The organism is Chryseomicrobium aureum (genome assembly GCF_043182735.1).
GTDB classification, from domain to species: domain Bacteria; phylum Bacillota; class Bacilli; order Bacillales_A; family Planococcaceae; genus Chryseomicrobium; species Chryseomicrobium aureum.
The window spans coordinates 656322-674576 of record NZ_CP171117.1; the positions used below are offsets into that span (position 1 = coordinate 656322).

The 18255-nt window shown below is 43.0% G+C and carries 15 protein-coding genes and 1 pseudogene; 14 read left to right on the top strand and 2 right to left on the bottom strand.

Annotated elements, in window-relative coordinates; all coding sequences use genetic code 11:
- The first annotated feature begins 22 nt into the window (after positions 1 to 22).
- The 9 genes and pseudogenes from ACF3OH_RS03650 (at position 23) to ACF3OH_RS03690 (ending at position 9393) form a co-directional block, all read left to right on the top strand.
- Entirely contained in the window at positions 23 to 943 is a 921-nt protein-coding gene (locus ACF3OH_RS03650; protein ID WP_204590691.1) for an ABC transporter permease, read from the top strand.
- A 16-nt stretch (positions 944 to 959) separates the two neighbouring features.
- Complete coding sequence (locus tag ACF3OH_RS03655; RefSeq protein ID WP_392455854.1) at positions 960 to 1859, top strand: ABC transporter permease; 900 nt, start codon at positions 960 to 962, stop codon at positions 1857 to 1859.
- Between the two features lie 14 nt (positions 1860 to 1873).
- Positions 1874 to 2905, top strand: a complete 1032-nt coding sequence (locus tag ACF3OH_RS03660; RefSeq protein WP_204590687.1) for an ABC transporter ATP-binding protein — start codon at positions 1874 to 1876, stop codon at positions 2903 to 2905.
- Positions 2902 to 3885, top strand: a complete 984-nt coding sequence (locus tag ACF3OH_RS03665) for an ABC transporter ATP-binding protein (protein ID WP_204590685.1) — start codon at positions 2902 to 2904, stop codon at positions 3883 to 3885. The genes ACF3OH_RS03660 and ACF3OH_RS03665 overlap by 4 nt, the downstream gene beginning before the upstream one ends.
- Positions 3886 to 3916: 31 nt before the next feature.
- Positions 3917 to 4771 carry a MurR/RpiR family transcriptional regulator gene (locus tag ACF3OH_RS03670; RefSeq protein ID WP_204590683.1) on the top strand — a complete coding sequence of 285 codons (855 nt, stop codon included), beginning with the start codon at positions 3917 to 3919 and terminating at the stop codon, positions 4769 to 4771.
- A gap of 55 nt (positions 4772 to 4826) precedes the next feature.
- Complete coding sequence (locus ACF3OH_RS03675) at positions 4827 to 6248, top strand: serine hydrolase domain-containing protein (protein ID WP_392455856.1); 1422 nt, start codon at positions 4827 to 4829, stop codon at positions 6246 to 6248.
- A gap of 76 nt (positions 6249 to 6324) precedes the next feature.
- A complete protein-coding gene (locus tag ACF3OH_RS03680; RefSeq protein ID WP_392455857.1) occupies positions 6325 to 7152 on the top strand; it encodes a GNAT family N-acetyltransferase in 828 nt (275 codons plus the stop codon).
- A 151-nt stretch (positions 7153 to 7303) separates the two neighbouring features.
- Positions 7304 to 8070: pseudogene (locus ACF3OH_RS03685) on the top strand (exodeoxyribonuclease III).
- 39 nt (positions 8071 to 8109) lie between these two features.
- Positions 8110 to 9393 carry an aminotransferase class I/II-fold pyridoxal phosphate-dependent enzyme gene (locus ACF3OH_RS03690; protein WP_392455859.1) on the top strand — a complete coding sequence of 428 codons (1284 nt, stop codon included), beginning with the start codon at positions 8110 to 8112 and terminating at the stop codon, positions 9391 to 9393.
- 283 nt (positions 9394 to 9676) lie between these two features.
- On the opposite strand, the gene ACF3OH_RS03695 is transcribed toward ACF3OH_RS03690, so the two are convergent.
- Both ACF3OH_RS03695 and ACF3OH_RS03700 read right to left on the bottom strand, forming a co-directional pair.
- Positions 9677 to 10579 (bottom strand): dipeptidase, encoded by a 903-nt coding sequence (locus tag ACF3OH_RS03695; RefSeq protein ID WP_392455861.1) that lies wholly within the window; start codon positions 10577 to 10579, stop codon positions 9677 to 9679.
- Positions 10566 to 11246: a gamma-glutamyl-gamma-aminobutyrate hydrolase family protein gene (locus tag ACF3OH_RS03700; RefSeq protein WP_392456684.1), complete on the bottom strand. Its 681-nt coding sequence runs from the start codon at positions 11244 to 11246 to the stop codon at positions 10566 to 10568. Before ACF3OH_RS03700 ends, ACF3OH_RS03695 begins: the two co-directional genes overlap by 14 nt.
- 272 nt (positions 11247 to 11518) lie before the next feature.
- Between ACF3OH_RS03700 and ACF3OH_RS03705 the strand changes: the two genes are divergently transcribed.
- The 5 genes from ACF3OH_RS03705 to ACF3OH_RS03725 all read left to right on the top strand — a co-directional run bounded on the left by ACF3OH_RS03705 (position 11519) and on the right by ACF3OH_RS03725 (position 18237).
- On the top strand, positions 11519 to 13000 hold the full coding sequence (locus ACF3OH_RS03705) for a nicotinate phosphoribosyltransferase (RefSeq protein ID WP_204590670.1): 1482 nt from the start codon (positions 11519 to 11521) through the stop codon (positions 12998 to 13000).
- Positions 12997 to 13821, top strand: coding sequence for an ammonia-dependent NAD(+) synthetase (gene nadE, locus ACF3OH_RS03710; protein WP_392455863.1), 825 nt, complete (start codon positions 12997 to 12999; stop codon positions 13819 to 13821). The genes ACF3OH_RS03705 and nadE overlap by 4 nt, the downstream gene beginning before the upstream one ends.
- Positions 13822 to 13943: 122 nt before the next feature.
- Positions 13944 to 14894, top strand: a complete 951-nt coding sequence (locus ACF3OH_RS03715; protein ID WP_204590667.1) for a MoxR family ATPase — start codon at positions 13944 to 13946, stop codon at positions 14892 to 14894.
- Complete coding sequence (locus ACF3OH_RS03720; protein ID WP_204590666.1) at positions 14891 to 16072, top strand: DUF58 domain-containing protein; 1182 nt, start codon at positions 14891 to 14893, stop codon at positions 16070 to 16072. Before ACF3OH_RS03715 ends, ACF3OH_RS03720 begins: the two co-directional genes overlap by 4 nt.
- On the top strand, positions 16069 to 18237 hold the full coding sequence (locus ACF3OH_RS03725; RefSeq protein WP_392455864.1) for a transglutaminaseTgpA domain-containing protein: 2169 nt from the start codon (positions 16069 to 16071) through the stop codon (positions 18235 to 18237). The genes ACF3OH_RS03720 and ACF3OH_RS03725 overlap by 4 nt, the downstream gene beginning before the upstream one ends.
- The last annotated feature ends 18 nt before the right edge of the window (positions 18238 to 18255 follow it).

Genomic DNA, 18255 nt, shown 5'->3' on the forward strand with positions numbered 1-18255 from the left:
GGTTTTAAGGAGGTTAGTTGGTGTGTCAGGATATATTGTGAAACGATTATTTACTACGCTCTTAACTTTATTGGGTGTTTCCATCATTGTATTTTTAATGGTACATCTTATTCCTGGTGATCCTGTTACCTATATTCTTGGTGAGTTTGCGACCGAAGAAGCGGTGAATAAGCTGAAAAGCGAATTAGGCTTGGACAAAAATCTTCTCATCCAATACTTTGTATTCTTATTAGGTGTCATACAGGGTGATTTAGGCACTTCTTATATTACAGGCTTAAGTGTAATAGAAGAAATAATAAATCGAATTCCGGTAACCTTTCAGTTAGCCGTGTTTAGCTTGATCATCGGCTCCATAGTCGGAATATTGTTGGGGATTATAGCTGCTGTTAAACAAAATACCATTTTTGATCAATTGGCCATGTTAATCTCCCTCGTGGGAATATCTGCGCCAGGGTTTTGGATAGCACTATTTTTAATCTATTTGTTTTCATATTTAATACCTATTTTTCCTATATCGGGATATGACGGCATATATTCTTTAATTCTTCCTTCAATCACTCTTGGTCTTGGCACATCAGGAAATATAGCTCGTATGACCAGATCAAGTATGCTGGAAGTTATTAAACAGGACTATATGCGGACTGCAGAAGCAAAAGGAGTCAATGTATTTCAGTTAATTTTTGGACATGCATTACAAAATGCTTTGATACCTGTTATCACACTCATTGGAATTCAATTTGGAAACTTGTTAGCAGGAGCGGTTGTAACTGAAACGGTCTTTGCATTGCCCGGAATAGGAAGTTTGGCAATCGATGCAATTGCAACAAGGGATATGCCGACAGTCCAGGGATTGGTGTTATTTATGGCCTTTATGTTTATTGTAGTAAATCTAATCGTAGACATTTTTTATAGTGTAATAGATCCACGTATTAAATATGAATAGAAAGGAGGAAGTGTAAATGAGCGGAATAATTACTTCAAAAAATATAGATCCTTCACTTATTCACCTCCAAAAAAACAACACGAAATCATATTGGCAAATCGTATGGGGAAGACTGATGAAAAACAAAGGTGCAATGGCTGGATCATTTATATTGATTTTCTTTATAGGGGCTGCTCTATTGGCACCTGTTTTGGCTCCTTTTCCTATCGATGAAATGAAGATGGAAAACCGTTTTTTGCCTCCATCCCTTGACCATTTGCTTGGAACAGATGAATTTGGAAGAGATATATTATCACGGATGATGCATGGCGGCCGGATATCATTGATGATGGGACTTGTCGCTGTCTCTATTGCAGGTATTACCGGGGTGGTCCTCGGCGTGATTTCCGGCTATTATCGAAGAATTGATATTTACATTATGCAAATGATGGATATTTTACTTGCATTTCCTTCTTTGTTATTGGCAATCGCAATTATTGCAGTTCTTGGTGTTGGGCTGACAAATGCCATGATCGCTGTTGCTATTTCGGTTATACCATCCTATGTCCGTGTTGTACGTGGTGCAGTATTATCAATTCGTGAAAAAGAGTACATCGAGGCTGTTCAAGCATTGGGTGTCAGTGATTTTAAAATTATTGTCAAACATATATTTCCTAATGTGTTATCTCCAGTAATAGTATTGTCTACTTTACAATTTGGCACAAGTATACTGGCAGCTGCTGCACTCAGCTTTTTAGGCTTAGGTGCTCAACCACCCACGCCTGAATGGGGGGCAATGGCTTATGTAGGAAAATCGTTCTTGTTACAAGCATGGTGGATGTCTTTATTCCCTGGCATTGCAATCATGTTGGTCGTTTTAGGATTTAATCTATTGGGAGACGGTCTTCGTGATGCACTTGATCCAAGACTAAAGTAAAGGAGGTAATGACTATGACAACCAATTTACTTGAGCTATTAGAAAAAAACCCAGAAGCTGTTGACGAGGATGATTTACTAGTTGTTGAAAACCTGGTGATTCAATTTGCAGCGGAAAAGAAAAGTCATGTTCGAGCAGTAAATCATGTAAACTTCAATCTGAAAAAGAGAGAAACTGTAGCACTTGTTGGGGAATCAGGTTGCGGGAAGAGCATTACATCACTTTCCATCATGGGACTTATTCCAAAGCATGCAGGCGATGTCTTAGGAAGCATACGACTGAACAATAAAGAACTTAATGGGCTATCACCAAAGAAGATGCGTCAAATTCGGGGAAAAGAAATTTCCATGATCTTTCAGGAGCCAATGACTTCGCTAAATCCTGTCCACAAAATCGGAAAGCAGATTGGTGAAGTAATCAGGTTACATACAAAAGCTTCTAAAGAAGAGATTAAAGTAAAAACGATTGAAATGTTGAAAAAAGTGGAAATACCAAGACCCGATAAGATTATAAATGATTATCCTCATCAGTTATCAGGTGGGATGAGGCAACGTGTCATGATTGCCATGGCCATGGCATGCAATCCAAGCTTGCTTATTGCAGATGAGCCCACAACTGCATTGGACGTAACCATTCAAGCACAAATATTGGATTTAATGAATGATTTAAAAGATCAATTTGATACAACGATATTGTTGATCACTCATGACTTAGGAGTAGTTGCTGAAGTTGCAGACAGGGTTATGGTTATGTATTACGGGCAGATAGTAGAAGAGGCAGAAGTCACTACATTATTTACACAACCAAAACATCCTTATACATTAGGTCTACTAAACTCTATTCCTAATTTGGAGGAAAATAAGGATAGATTAGATCCGATTGTAGGGAATGTACCAAATTTAGGGGAAATTACTGAAGGCTGCCCTTTTCGTTTTAGATGCCAATTTGCTTTAGAAAAATGTTCAACGGAAAATCCACCATTATTTAATATTGAAAAGCAAAAAGTCAGATGCTGGTTATTTGAAGAGGAAGGGGAAGTATCATGAAAGAAGAATTACTGGAAGTCAGTGATCTCAAAACACATTTCCCTATCCAAAAGGGCATTTTAAAAAGAAATACTGGATTCGTTAAAGCTGTAGACGGAGTCTCATTTAAATTAGCAAAAGGAGAAACGTTGGGAATTGTCGGGGAAAGCGGCTGCGGTAAGTCGACAACGGGAAGGAGTATTCTTCGTTTAATCAATCCTACTAGCGGTTCCGTCAAATATAAAGGAAAAGAGGTAACGTCACTTTCCAAAGGTGAACTTCTTAAGCTCAGAAAAGAAATGCAGATTGTTTTCCAGGATCCTTATGCTTCATTAAACCCAAGAATAACGATTGCCTCTATATTAGAGGAAGCATTATCCACGCACAGCATTGGGAAGGATAAAAAAGAACGAAGAGAAATTGTCCTTCAGCTATTGGAAAGGGTAGGTTTGAATCGACAGTTAGCCAACCGATATCCTCATGAATTCAGTGGAGGACAAAGACAGCGTATAGGAATTGCACGTGCAATTGCTGTAAATCCAACTCTAATTATTGCAGACGAGCCTGTTTCAGCTCTTGATGTTTCCATACAAGCTCAAATCTTGAACTTATTTCAAGATCTACAGGAACAAATGGGCTTAACTTATATTTTCATTGCCCACGATTTGAGTGTAGTGAAACATATTAGTGACAAAATTGGCGTCATGTATTTAGGAAGAATGGTGGAATATGCTTCAAAAGATGATTTATTTTCCAATCCATCACATCCATACACACAGGCACTAATGTCCGCAGTTCCAGTTCCGAATCCTTTAATGAAAAAAGAAAAAATTTCATTGAAAGGTGACGTTCCAAACCCTGCAGCTCCACCCTCTGGCTGTACATTCCATACGCGCTGCAATGCATGCATGGAAGTTTGCAAAACAATAAAACCGAAAGACATTGAAATCTCACCTGGTCATGTTGTATCCTGTCACTTATATGATAGTGCTTACAATTAATCCACTTAAGGGCACTTAAAAGGAGATTTCAATGAAAAAACTCAAGCAACAAATTAAAGAAAATTATAGTGAACTCACACAAGGCTTGAAAAGTGTAGCAAATTTCATAGTGGCAAATTCCAACTCTGTTGCTCTATATCCGGCAAAGGAAATCGGGAATCTGACCAATACAAGTGAAACTACTGTGATCAGATGTTGCCATGCCTTGGGGTATTCAGGTTATGCAGCATTACAGGAAGAAATCAGAAATTCGCTGCTCCAGCCTGATAATGATCCATTCAAAGCATTGACCGATGGAATGAAGAATGAATCGCCTGATATTCAGGCGTCAGTGGAACAAGACATTGAATTCATGAGAAAAACATTTGATTCTATGGACAAGGACCACTTTAATGAGGCGATTGATAAAATCATTGATTCCAAAAAGGTGTTAATTGTTGGTCTTCGTACTTCATATGCGGCTGCCAATTGGCTATCCTACAGCTTGAATATTGTTAAAGGTGATACGTACTTATTTAAGGGTGACATCGACGACGCACACCATTTGCTTACATTGATTGATGAAGACTGGTTGGTTATCGCACTCTCTTTCAGACGCTATTCCCAGCAAACCATCTCTTTTGTCAGTGCCACAAAAGAACAAGGTGCACAAATCGTTACGATTACTGATGATGAATTATCACCTTTAGGCCTCATGTCTGACATTACACTTAATGTGATAACACCTAATCCTTCAAGCTTGAAAGGCATGCCAACTATTTTTTCTATTCTGAACGCCATGGTGTCAGGTGTGATGATTAAAAATAGTCAAGAAGTCGAAAAGAGACTTGAAGAATACCAGCGGACAAGTGATGTATATCCTACGTTTTATAACCAAAGAGAATGATATTCACGATCTTTACAGCTTTTTTTATCTGAATAAAAAATAAGGGGATGTTGAGATGATTAAAACATTGGACATGAAGCCGTTTGAAAATGCCGGACAGGAGTTGATTGACAAGTACCTCATTCCGGGAGTAGCTATTGGTATTGCTCAGGATGGTGAATTGGTTTACGGTAAAGGATTTGGTTATCGTAATATTGAGAAGGAAAAGCCGGTAACAATGGAAACTATCTATGGCATTGCATCCGTCACAAAATCTTTTACCTGTGTTGCCATCATGCAGCTGCAGGAACTAGGCAAGCTAAATGTACATGATCCAGTTGTGAAGTATTTGCCTGAATTTAAGACTCTTACAGATAAAACAGATCAAATGACAATCCATCATTTCATGACTCATTCAGCTGGTTTACCGCCGCTCCCGTCTCTGGTGTACGCAAATAAAAGAAGCTTTGATAGCGATCCTTCTGTAAACGATTATCCTGGACTCAAGTTGAAAGAAGAAGAAGAACAACAAGGACCAATCGATACATTTGAAGAGCTGATGGAGTTTATTGGGAAGCAGCAATTTGAATTGCTAGGCGATCCCGGTAACGAATTTAGTTATTCGAATGACAGCTATGCTTTATTAGGTGCCATTATAGCTCGTGTTAGTGAGCAATCCTATGAAGATTTTGTGAAAGAACATATTTTGGAACCGGCAGGCATGAATCATTCAGGGTTTCTAATAGAAGAATTCGGAGACTACGATAATATCACATCACTCTACGCCATTCAAAAAGGCGAAAATGGCGAGGAAGTGTATGAAGCTCCCGTATGGTGGGATTCGCCTTCAATGAGAGCTGCAGGCTATTTGAAATCGACGGTCGAAGACATGTTGAAGTATGCCGAGATTTTCAGAAACAATGGAAAAGTCGGAGATAACCAGATTCTTTCTGTAGAAAGTGTCCAAGAAATGATTAAACCTCACATAGAGTGCTCCCTAGGTCGATATTACGGGTATGGATTAATGATTACACCGGATTACTATGGCGGTACATTAGTGGAACATGGAGGCAATTTAAAAGCGATTGCTTCACAGCTATGTGTCATTCCGGAAAGAGGGGTCAGCGCCATGATCCTTACAAACCTAGCAGCAGTTCCAGCTTCATCAATCATGGCTCGTGCATTGAATGTATATGAGGGAAGGGAGTTCGATGCATCTCCTGTAGAATTCGATGATTATACACATACACCAGAAGAATTGGCTGAATTCGTGGGGGAATACGTATCCAACGAGGGTATGAAACTCACAGTGGATTTAAAACAAGACAGCCTTGAGTTTTCAGTGCCAGGCTTTAATTTCCCGGTAAAAAGTATAGGGAAAGATTTATTTTTGGCTGATGTCAATGACCAAAAAGAAATTATTCGTTTTGTGCGAAATTCCGAAGGGAAAATAGATAGAGTCGCTTATCATTATCGTCAATTCCCAAAAACTAATTAGTTTCTTCATCCTTAGCTATCCCGTATAGCTAAGGGTTTTATTTAAGACAAAACTTTTATGGAAAGGAGATACAATCATGTCTCCACATATTGTTTATCGACAAGTAACCGATATTCAACGTTTAAAAGAAATCGTAAAATTTCAGGAATGGATTTGGAGTATTGAAAGTGTAACGATGCTGCCCCACTTAATTGCAGCCATTCATAATGGCGGAGTTGTCATCGGTGCGTTCGACGAAGAAAAATTAGTAGGATTTTGCTATGGATTTGCCGGTTTTAAAGACAGCCAAAACCTTCTCATTTCACATATGATGGCCATTCATCCGGAATATAGAAACATGGGAATTGGTGAAAGCCTAAAAATATCGCAAAAATCCTGGGCTGCTGATTATGGTTACACCAAAATTGTTTGGACATACGACCCTTTGGAGTCAAGAAATGGATATTTGAATATTCACAAGTTAGGGGGATATGTCCGAACTTATTACAAGGAGTATTACGGTGAAATGACGGACGAAATCAATAAGGGAATGCCCGCTGACCGTTTTTTGGTTGAATGGGATGTCCATGGAGCTGAAAAAGAGTTGATGAAAAGGACGCAAGTGGACCTTGACGTGATTGACCACCTGGTAGATGGTGAAGTTGTGGCTGACCTACTATCACCGATCGGATCTTTACAGGAGCTGGTGGATGATTATTATGCAGTAGCAGTTCCAAGAGACATTCATTTCATCAAAAAGCAAAGCATCAAGATAGCGCAACTCTGGAGACATGAACTGCGTAAAGCTTTTGTAAAGGCGTTTTCATCAGGGTATCGGGTGGTTGATGTCATCCGTCACAAAGACAGTGCTGCGATGAATTATTACATTTTACAGAGACAGAAAACAAGTGAGGCACATACATGATACACCAAATAGATGAGTGGTTAAGGGAGATTCGTTTACTTTGTGAAAGAAATTAATGATAGGTGAAAGTTGTATCAACAAATAATATCGGACTTGCCTAGCGAGTCTTTTTTTTATGGTAAACTAGTCTCGAACTAAAGGAGGCGGCAGCATGAAACTCATCTCATGGAACGTAAACGGCATCCGCGCATGTGTAAAAAAAGGATGGATGGAGTACTTCCACGCGCAAGACGCTGATTTTTTCTGTATTCAAGAAACGAAGATGCAACAAGGGCAGCTGGACCTGGATCTTCCGGGATATCATCAGTACTGGAATGACGCTGAGAAAAAGGGCTACTCCGGCACAGCTATTTTACGAAGCATGAGCCGCTGTCGGTTCATTACGGATTAGAAGACGATCCGGATGAAGCGGAAGGGCGCATCATTACACTTTAGTACGACAACTTTTATCTCGTGAACACCTACATATCGAACGCAAAGAGAGACCTGTCACGTTTACCGTACCGACTCGAATGGGAAGACCGTATGTATAGCTATTTGACGCTGCTCAATTTGACGAAGCCGGTCATCTATGCAGGAAATCTAAATGTCGCGCACCAAGAAATCGATATCCGCAATGCGAAGTCGAGCATCGGCAATTCCGGATTCACCTTTGAAGAACGTGAGAAGATGACACGTCTGCTCGACAATGGATTTGTGGATTCTTTCCGCTATCTTCACCCAACTGCAGAAAGCCATTATACGTGGTGGAGTTATATGGCGAAGGTGCGTGAGCGCAATATCGGGTGGCGCATTGATTACTTCATCGTTTCCGAAAAACTGGCTCCATTAATTAAAGAGGCAGGGATGCACCCGGACACGATGGGCAGTGACCATTGTCCAATCTTTTTAGAATTAGGGAAAGAATTTTCAAAGTAAATAGCGTACAATAGAGAAAAACGCAGGAGGTTCTGACTCGTGAATCCATTAGCACAGCAACTGAACACCCAGATCCAAAACGAAAGCCCGGCTGTCCACGACATGTTGTCGTCGCTTGGGAAAAACTTATTCTATCCAAAAGGCATCTTGAGCCAAGGAGCTGAAGCGTCTGAGAAAGCGCATAAATTCAATGCGACGATCGGAATTGCGACTGAACATGGCGAACCGATGCACTTTTCACATATCCAGAAACGCATCGACTATGCACCAAAAGATGTCTACCCGTATGCATCCCCTCAAGGGAAGCCTGCACTGCGTGATGCATGGCTTGAAAAACTCTACAAAGACAACCCGTCAATGGTCGGCAAATCCATTGGGAAGCCGATTGTCACCAATGCATTGACGCACGGACTATCGATTCTCGCGGACTTATTTATGAACGAAGGAGACGCGCTCGTCGTACCGAACCACTACTGGGGCAACTACAACACCGTATTCGGAGTTCGTCGTGGTGGAAAGATCGTCACGTTCCCGCTGTTCGCGGAAAACACGCGTTTTGATACAAACGGACTTCGCGAGGCGCTCGCAGAACAATCCGGAAAAGCGATTGTGCTGTTAAACTTCCCGAATAACCCAACTGGTTACACACCGCACGAAGACGAAGCGAATGAAATCGTCGACGTGTTAAAAGAAGCGGCAGACAATGGATTAAACTTAGTCGTCGTGTTAGACGACGCGTACTTTGGTCTATTCTATGAAGATTCAATCACTGAATCCCTATTTGGGCGCCTAGCAGGAGTGCATGACCGCATTCTTCCGGTGAAGATTGACGGAGCGACGAAAGAGAACTATGTTTGGGGCTTACGAGTAGGCTTCATAACGTATGCTGCAGGCAAAGAGACGCTGGCTGCTCTTGAGCAGAAAACGAAAGGTATTATTCGTGGGACCATTTCAAGTGGGGCTCACATTTCGCAGACGATGATACTAGAGTCGCTTCAGTCACCTGAATTTGAAGTCGAGAAGCAACAGAAGTTTGACGTCATGAAAGGCCGAGCCGTGAAGACAAAGGAGATTTTATCAGACGCGAAGTTTGATAAGCACTGGACGTACTATCCGTTCAACTCTGGCTACTTTATGTGTGTGAAGTTGCATGAAATCGATGCAGAAGAGCTTCGTTTACACTTACTCGACCAGTACGGCGTGGGTGTCATCTCGAACAACCAGACGGATATTCGTGTCGCATTTAGTTGCGTGGACGAGGAAGACCTGACAGAGCTATTCGACTTGATCTACCAAGCGTGCGAAGACTTAACAACCAACTAAATGACGAAAGCCGACGTATGGAAGCATCCACGCGTCGGCTTTTTTAAGTGGGGTAGATCTTGCTAGCAAGGGCTTGGGCAGCTAGGGTTTTGGGTTTAGTGCATGCGGGCAGGTTAGCGTGTGGTGAGCCGGCCGGGAACAAGCTTGTAAAGATCGACAAATCGATTTTCTGCTAGATGAAAGTTCTATTTCGTCACGACAAATCACTGTTTTGTCACGAGAAATGCACGTGCTGTAAGGTGAACTCCCGCTCATCCACACTCCAGCCCTGACTAAGCCCCATTCACCCCATCACATATCGATAAAAATTCTTATACATCCACTTCTCCACTTGGTCGTCACTAAAACTCGAGCGCAAACGTTCTAATAGGTGAGGGAACTGTCCAGCGTGTTCCAGTCCATCCACTTTGATATTAATCCCGTCGAAATCTGAACCGAATCCAATAATGTCTTCCCCACCGAGAGCCACAATGTGCTCGAAATGAACAATCAATTCATCGATTTCAGCATGGTCTTTACCTGAAATGAACCCCGGATAAAACACAATATGTAACGGTATGCCTTTTTCAATCATGGCTCGCAATTGAGTATCCGATAAGTTCCGAGGATGGTCACAGAGCGCACGCGCATTCGCGTGGCTGACAATCGGAAACTCGGCAAGCTCGAGTGTCTCCCAGAACCCTGCTTCCGCAATATGGGCAAGATCGACGAGAATCCCTCGCTCATTCAACCGAGCCACCACCTGTCTACCGAACGTCGTCAGTCCAGCACCACGGGGTTCCCCACAGCCGTCCGCTACCAAGTTTGCAGGATTCCAAGTGAGCCCGACAGATAACACACCTGCGTCCAAAAAAGCATCGAGTTTCGTCAGTTCATTGCCGATACACTCGAGTCCTTCGAGCGTTAAGAAGACAGAGATTTTGCCGTCCGGACGTTCAGCAAGCTCTGGCCAGTTGCGTACCCAGTGCACGTCTGGATGAGACAATACATGCTTGTGAAAAAGCTCTACTTGATGCATGGCTGCTGTATAGGCGGTTTCCGCAGAAAGCGAAGGTTCCACATAGATCGCAAAGGCCTGAGCAGTAATCCCGCCAGCCCGTAAGCGTTCAATCGATGTATCTAGTTCACCCTGAAAATTCTTCTGTAATTTATACAAGTGGTCACAATGTAGATCAATAAGTGTCATAATTAAGCTCCTTTGTGTGTTTTATAAATGCAGCAAATAATGTACTGGAATGCAGGCAATTCACCATCGTTTCGGGGTGCCATTGTACGCTATACCAAGGAGAAGCCTTGCGCTCGATTGTTTCCACAACTCCGTCAGACGATGTGGCACTCACGCGCGTGCCATCACCTAAACGATGGACGGCTTGGTGGTGAAATGAATTTACGGGGAGTGATGTGCATCCTGTCCGTTTTTCTAAGAAGCTTCCAGAAACAACGTCAACAACATGATGGGCTTCTTCGCGTGAACGCTTCGGGTTATGTTGGAGGAATGACCCATCTGCAATCGAATAGAGGTCTTGGTGAATCGTTCCACCACACGCGACGTTCAACATTTGCATATCCTTGCAGATCCCGAGTACAGGTTTACGCACCTGTGTCAGTTTCCTTAAGAAGGCGAGTTCCCGGATATCTCGTGACCCGTTAATTTCCCCGAGACCAGGAAGGGGGGCTTCTCCGAAATGAATCGGGTCAATGTATCCGCCGCTAGTAAGCACAAATCCGTCCATCTTCTGAAGAATCGACTCGTCAAGAGAGCCGATTAAATAAACCGCACTGCAACCCGCATCCTCAATCGACCGCATATAACCACACGCGAGCGTGAATCGTTCATTTTCTTCTGAACCAATCTATATGCTCCTCATATGTCTGTAATTCGATTGGGACTGAAGTGCTTAGTTCTATTACCGTTGTAACGAACTTTCCTTATGTGGCGATCATCCACTTTAAGTTTACGCTACTATTTTGAGTATCATTATACCTTGAGTGAGCATCATTGTGAAGAAGTATAATGATAGAGAACAGGTCTCTTTATCTCGATTCCAAAAGAAATGATTTTTTGTCACATTTTCGGGGAAAAGGGTATACTAAGAACTAATTATGTATGGAAGAAGGCGACGAGATGAATCATCCTTATGCAGATGACAGTTTAACATTACATACCGATCTCTATCAGATCAACATGGCAGAGGCCTACTGGGCAGACAACATGCACGAGCGCAAAGCCGTGTTTGAACTGTTCTTCCGGAAGCTCCCGTTTGGCAATGGGTATGCAATTTTTGCTGGGCTAGAACGGATTCTCGACTATATAAAGAACTTCCGTTTCAGTGAATCAGACCTCGCATATTTAGAAGAACAAGGCTATCAGGCAGATTTCTTAGCGTATTTGAAGGACCTGCGATTTACCGGCAACATCTATGCCATGCGTGAAGGAGAGCTCGCTTTCCCGCAAGCCCCACTCGTGCGTGTAGAAGCACCCCTAATCGAAGCCCAACTCATTGAGACGGCGCTCCTGAACATCGTCAATTTCCAGACGTTGATTGCGACGAAATCATCACGCATTAAACAAGTGGTCAAAGACGAAATCGTCATGGAATTTGGTTCACGCCGAGCGCATGAGATGGATGCAGCTATTTGGGGAGCACGTGCTGCCTATATTGGGGGAGCAGAAGCAACAAGTAACGTGCGCACAGGAAAGTTATTTGGCATTCCGATTTCAGGAACACATGCCCATTCTATGGTTCAGGCGTATAAATCTGAATACGAAGCATTCCATGCCTACGCCAAGCGCCATAAAAAGTGTGTGTTCTTAGTCGATACGTATGACACGCTTAATATTGGTGTACCGACAGCGATTCAGGTAGCCAAAGAACTAGGGGACAAAATAGATTTTGTCGGCATTCGACTCGATAGCGGGGATATTGCGTTCTTGTCTAAAGAATCACGTCGCATGCTTGATGAAGCAGGTTTCCCAGACGCAAAAGTGGTGGTTTCCAACGATTTAGATGAATACACAATTTTGAACTTAAAGGCACAAGGGGCCAAAGTCGACATGTGGGGAATCGGGACAAAGCTGATCACTGCGTATGATCAACCTGCACTCGGCGCCGTTTATAAACTCGTGTCTATCGAAAATGATGCGGGAGAAATGGAAGATACGATTAAGATTTCTTCTACGACTGAAAAAGTGACGACTCCCGGTGAAAAAAGGATTTACCGCATCATCGACCGTGAAAACGGAAAAGCAGAAGGGGACTACATTACACTTAAAGAAGAAGATCCGACGAAAGAGGATCGCTTGAAAATGTTCCACCCGGTTCATACATTCGTATCAAAATTTGTTACCAACTTTGATGCCATTGATTTGCATCATCACGTAGTGGCAGATGGCCGTGTGATTTATGACAACCCAACTTTACCTGAGATGCAGGCTTACGCGAAGTCCAACCTGACACTCCTTTGGGATGAATACAAACGTTCGTTGAACCCAGAAGAATATCCTGTCGACCTGAGTCAAAAATGCTGGGACAACAAAATGCGCAATATTCAAGAAGTGAAAGAAATGGTCGACATGCATAAAGCGACAGGAGGGAAAGTTCAATGACAATGCAACAAGAAATTATTCAAGAGCTTGGTGTAAAGCCGCAAATTGATGTGAACGAAGAGATTCGTGTGACGATTGATTTCATGAAAGACTACATGAAAAAACATAGCTTTTTAAAATCACTAGTACTTGGAATTTCTGGAGGGCAAGATTCTACGTTACTTGGTAAACTTGCTCAAATGGCTGTAGACGAATTGAATGAAGAAACAGAGGGGGGCTATGAATTTATTGCAGTCAGTCTCCCTTATGGTGTGCAGTTTGATGAACATGATCGTCAAGATGCGCTCGCATTCATTCAACCTAGCCGAAAGATTACTATTAATATCAAAGAAGCTGTGGATGCAAGCGACCGAGCATTGCTAGAAGCAGGAGTTGACTTGAGTGATTTTGCAAAAGGAAACGAAAAGGCACGTGAACGAATGAAGGCTCAGTATTCGATTGCTGCAAGTTTCAATGGTGTGGTGCTCGGTACAGATCACGCAGCTGAAGCTGTTACTGGATTCTACACAAAATACGGCGATGGGGGTGTGGACCTTACCCCTTTATTCCGTCTGAACAAACGCCAAGGTCGTGCGATGTTAAAAGAACTTGGAGCTCCAGAACATCTTTATATGAAAATCCCGACTGCGGATTTAGAAGAAGACCGTCCGGCGATTCCAGACGAAGTGGCATTAGGCGTTACCTATGATCATATCGACGACTACCTTGAAGGAAAACAGATTGATCTAGAGGCGCAAGAAAAGATTGAAGGCTACTTTATCCGCTCGCGTCATAAACGTACGATGCCCGTCACTGTATTTGACACGTGGTGGAAAAAATAAACCTAGTGAAGAGGCTGCATTTGCAGTCTCTTTATTTGTTTTCTTGTAGGTCATTGGGTATGCTAAAAGAGAACTGACGTAATTTTCGAAAAATGACCGGACCTATAGAGAGGACGAGCGCAATGGACGCCAAATTGAAGATTGACCAAGTATTAGAGAATATCAGTAAAGTGATAATAGGAAAACGTGAAGTCGCAGAACTATCGGTAGCAGCTCTATTAGCAGGAGGCCACATTCTATTAGAAGATGTGCCTGGTGTTGGGAAGACGATGCTTGTTCGTGCTTTAGCAAAATCCACAGGTGCTAATTTCCGCCGCATCCAGTTTACCCCAGATTTACTCCCATCTGACGTTGTAGGCGTCTCCATCTATAACCCGAAAGAAATGGCATTTGAATTTCGACCTGGCCCGATCATGGGGAACATTGTTCTTGCCGATGAAATTAACCGGACATCGCCAAAGACCCAATCTGCACTACTTGAGGGGATGGAAGAATCCTCTGTCACCGTAGACGGAGAGACACTTGCGATCCCTAAACCGTTTTTTGTTATGGCTACACAAAACCCGATTGAACATGAAGGGACGTATCCACTTCCAGAGGCCCAGCTCGACCGATTCATCATGAAGCTCAAAATGGGCTACCCGACTGTGACGGAAGAAGTTCAGGTATTAAACAGTCTTGAACACAATGTGCCAATCGAGGAACTTGAGACGGTGATTTCACTAGCAGAGCTGACAGCGATTCAAAAAGAAGTGCGGGCGGTGCATGTCTCGGACGTCTTGAAAACATATATTGTCGAGCTTGCAACACGTACGCGAAACGATCCGTATGTCTATTTAGGTGCGAGTCCACGTGCTTCTATAGCACTAATGAGAGCAGCGCAGGCGTACTCCTTAATGAAAGGCAGAGACTTTGTCATGCCTGACGACATTCAATATCTCGCCCCATTCGTATTCTCACACCGTATTATCTTGAAACCAGAAGCTCGATATGAAGGGATGCAGGCGCAAGCGATTTTGAAAGAAATCATCAAGCGCACTCCTGTGCCTGTGGAACGGAATGTTGCGACATGAAACACCATGCAGGCTTGATAGGCCTCTTACTGATAGGAGTTGCAAGTTTTGCATACGCAATGTTTCAAGGTGGGTTTGTCAGTTGGTTTTTACTCTATGCTATCATCCCATTTCTAATTTTTGCGCTCATTATTTATTTTTACCCTGTCCGAAAAATGACAGTGGAGCGCGAATTGACTTCAGGTGAACTCACACGTGGTCAAACACTTGAAGTCACTCTCCATATAACACGAAATGACTGGTGGCCCCTCTACTATATGAAAGTAAGAGACTATCCACCGTTTAAAGACTATGAACCAAAACAACGTATTGTATTTGTAGGCTTCCGCCGATCCATTACGCTCACGTATGCCATTGAGAAATTGCCACGCGGTATATACATATTTGACGATGTAGAACTTGAACTCGTCGACCTTCTCGGCTGGTTACGCAAATCGTGGATAGTCTCAAGTCCGCACCAGATAACGGTGTATCCTCGTGTGACAGACCTTTTCTATACGCCGATTGCTTCCAATTATGATCAAGGTGCAGCACGAGCGCGTTTCCAAGCGCATAAAGAAAACTCTGTTGCAACAGGAGTCCGTGAGTATCAACCAGGTGACCGGGTTTCCTGGATTGACTGGAAATCGTTTGCGAAAAGTCAAACCCTGCGAACAAAAGATTTCGAAGATCGTCAAGCCCAAGATACTTTGTTGTACCTTGACCGAACAGAAGGACAAAGCTTTGACGATGCCATCGACTTCACACTCTCTGTCGTTCATGCAATGGAAAAGTCGGATTCCACCGGTGCATTCATCATTCCAGGTTCCAAGGGCATGATGCTGACGACTGTTCAGCACCAAGGACATGTAGAAAGAGCAAAACGAGAATTGGCCACAACGGAAGCAATCGAAGCTCAAGCGATGCGTCGATTGATTTCTGAAGACAAACGACTGGGTACGTTCAAGGGCATTATCTGTATTACTGCTTATCTTGAAAAAGCACGAATTGAAGCACTTACACACATGACACCGAATTTACGAGAAGGCATTTGCTTTGTAGTAAAAGGGGAAAATGCTCCGCGGCTGACTTCAGCTGAACTGCCAGTCGAAGAGTATGCGAAAGCACGAGGTTGGTCGGTCATCACCGTCTCACCGTCTCAATTCCCGGATGCATTCGGGGAGGTGGCCAAACGATGAAGCAGCGCACATTTATTATGGAGGCCGTGACGTTTTTAGCTGCCTTATTGTTACTTATTGAATGGTTAGGCCCAATTGCGGAATTGACGAATATTGGTTTTATTCGCGTGTTCTACATTTTTGTCGCGATTTCCTTCATCTTGTTATTTTTGAAAACCCCTTGGTGGATCAGTGGATTTGTAAAAATTGCTTATATTTATTGGTTCATCGTTTCTATTTATTCAGAGTTCACGATTTTAAGTGGAGAGAGTATTCGCTTCTTTTTGACTGAACTCATTTTCAATATCACACAACTGATTACATTGGATTTGACACAAATGACTGATCCGTTCCGCACAATCCTATTTTTTGTTTTGTTGTGGATGACTGTCTATTTGATTGGCTACTGGATTCGCATGCGTGCAACTATATTTGTATTCTTTATTTTAACAGTCATTATCATCGGCATTCTTGACACATTTACTCCGTATGACGGTTCTGCAGCGATTGTTCGCGTCTTTGTCATCGGTTTAGGAGTCAGTGCCTTCCTATTCTTATTTAAGTTGCACGAGAACCAAAAGCAAGTTCGCTACATTGGCATTGCGTTTACAGCAGCACTTCTTCTTCTTTCTGTATCACTTGCCATCGTGCTCCCAAAAGCTGGACCATTATGGCCAGACCCCGTGCCGTATTTCTACTCAACCAATCCGCAGTCAGGGACTGGTCCAGGTGGGGCAGGAGGAATCAATAAAGTCGGCTATGATGAAAATGATGAACAACTCGGAGGCTCATTCATCAGTGATGATACCGAGGTATTCCAAGTAACTTCCACCTCTCGTGGCTACTACCGTGTAGAAACAAAGGATACGTATACATCGAAAGGGTGGATCCAATCAGAACCTCAGCTTGTCTATGATTACTATCAACAAGAGGAAGAATTTGCATTAGACTTCCCACCTAGCGTAGAAGACGATGTGCAACAAATGACATTCGACATGCAAACGGATTTCCCTTTTCTTTTCCATACGTACGGGGCAACGTCCTATACGAGCGGAGAACCCTTTGACGTCCGTTTCAACCTCAGTACAAACAAGTTTGATGCAGTCGATCAAGAAGCAATTGTAGAACCGCAAAGTTACAGTGTCGACTTTGCAGAGCCAAGTTATTTGTTAAGTGAGCTTCGATCAACTGCCATCGAAGATTTACAAACGATTGGTTCAGAATTTGACCGTTACTTGCAGCTTCCGAATACACTTCCGCAACGTGTGCGAGACTTAGCGCTTGATATTACTTCTGAGCAACAAAGTGTTTATGACCAAGCAAAAGCCATCGAACAGTATTTCCGAACGAATGGCTTCACCTACAGTCAAAACAACGTGGCCGTTCCGGAAGGGGACACAGATTACGTTGACCAGTTCTTGTTTGATACAAAAATCGGGTACTGTGACAACTTTTCGACGTCTATGGTCGTCTTGCTTCGTGCAGCTGATATTCCAGCGCGCTGGGTGAAAGGATTTGCTCCTGGCGAAGTTGTACAAGCTGAAAACGGTGAGCAAATCTTTCAAGTGACGAATAACAACGCGCACTCATGGGTCGAAGCGTATTTACCTGGAATCGGCTGGATGAATTTTGAGCCGACTATCGGATTTACGAATACACCGGATATCGAGTTTGACATCGAGTTAAGTCCAGACGATGCACTTGCAGCAGAGCAACAAGAAATTGAACAACAAGAGCAACAACAGCAAGAAACACCAGATCAACAGACGACACAGCAATCGAACTTCTCATTAGAACCTGCTGTTGAATGGCTCGATGCCAACAAATGGCGACTGCTCGGTTTATTCGGTTTACTCGGTGTCATCGGAAGCTTACTTTATAAGTTCCGTTTGAAATGGTTGCCGAAATTCTGGCTGCGCCGCTATTTGGCTTCAGATCAATCAGCAGAAGAATTTGAAAAATTATATACGCGACTGCTTCGTTATTTGGCGCTGTATGGATTACCGAAAGAACCAGGGCATACACTGACGCGCTACGCCGCCCAGATCGACAACTATTTTGGCGAAGGGCACATGCGTAATTTGACTACCCATTACGAGCGCCATTTATACGGAAAAGGGACACCAGAAAAACCGGAGCACTTGCGGGAAAGTTGGGAATATTTAATCAATCGCCTAAGCAGTTGATTTTGCCCTACGAAGGCT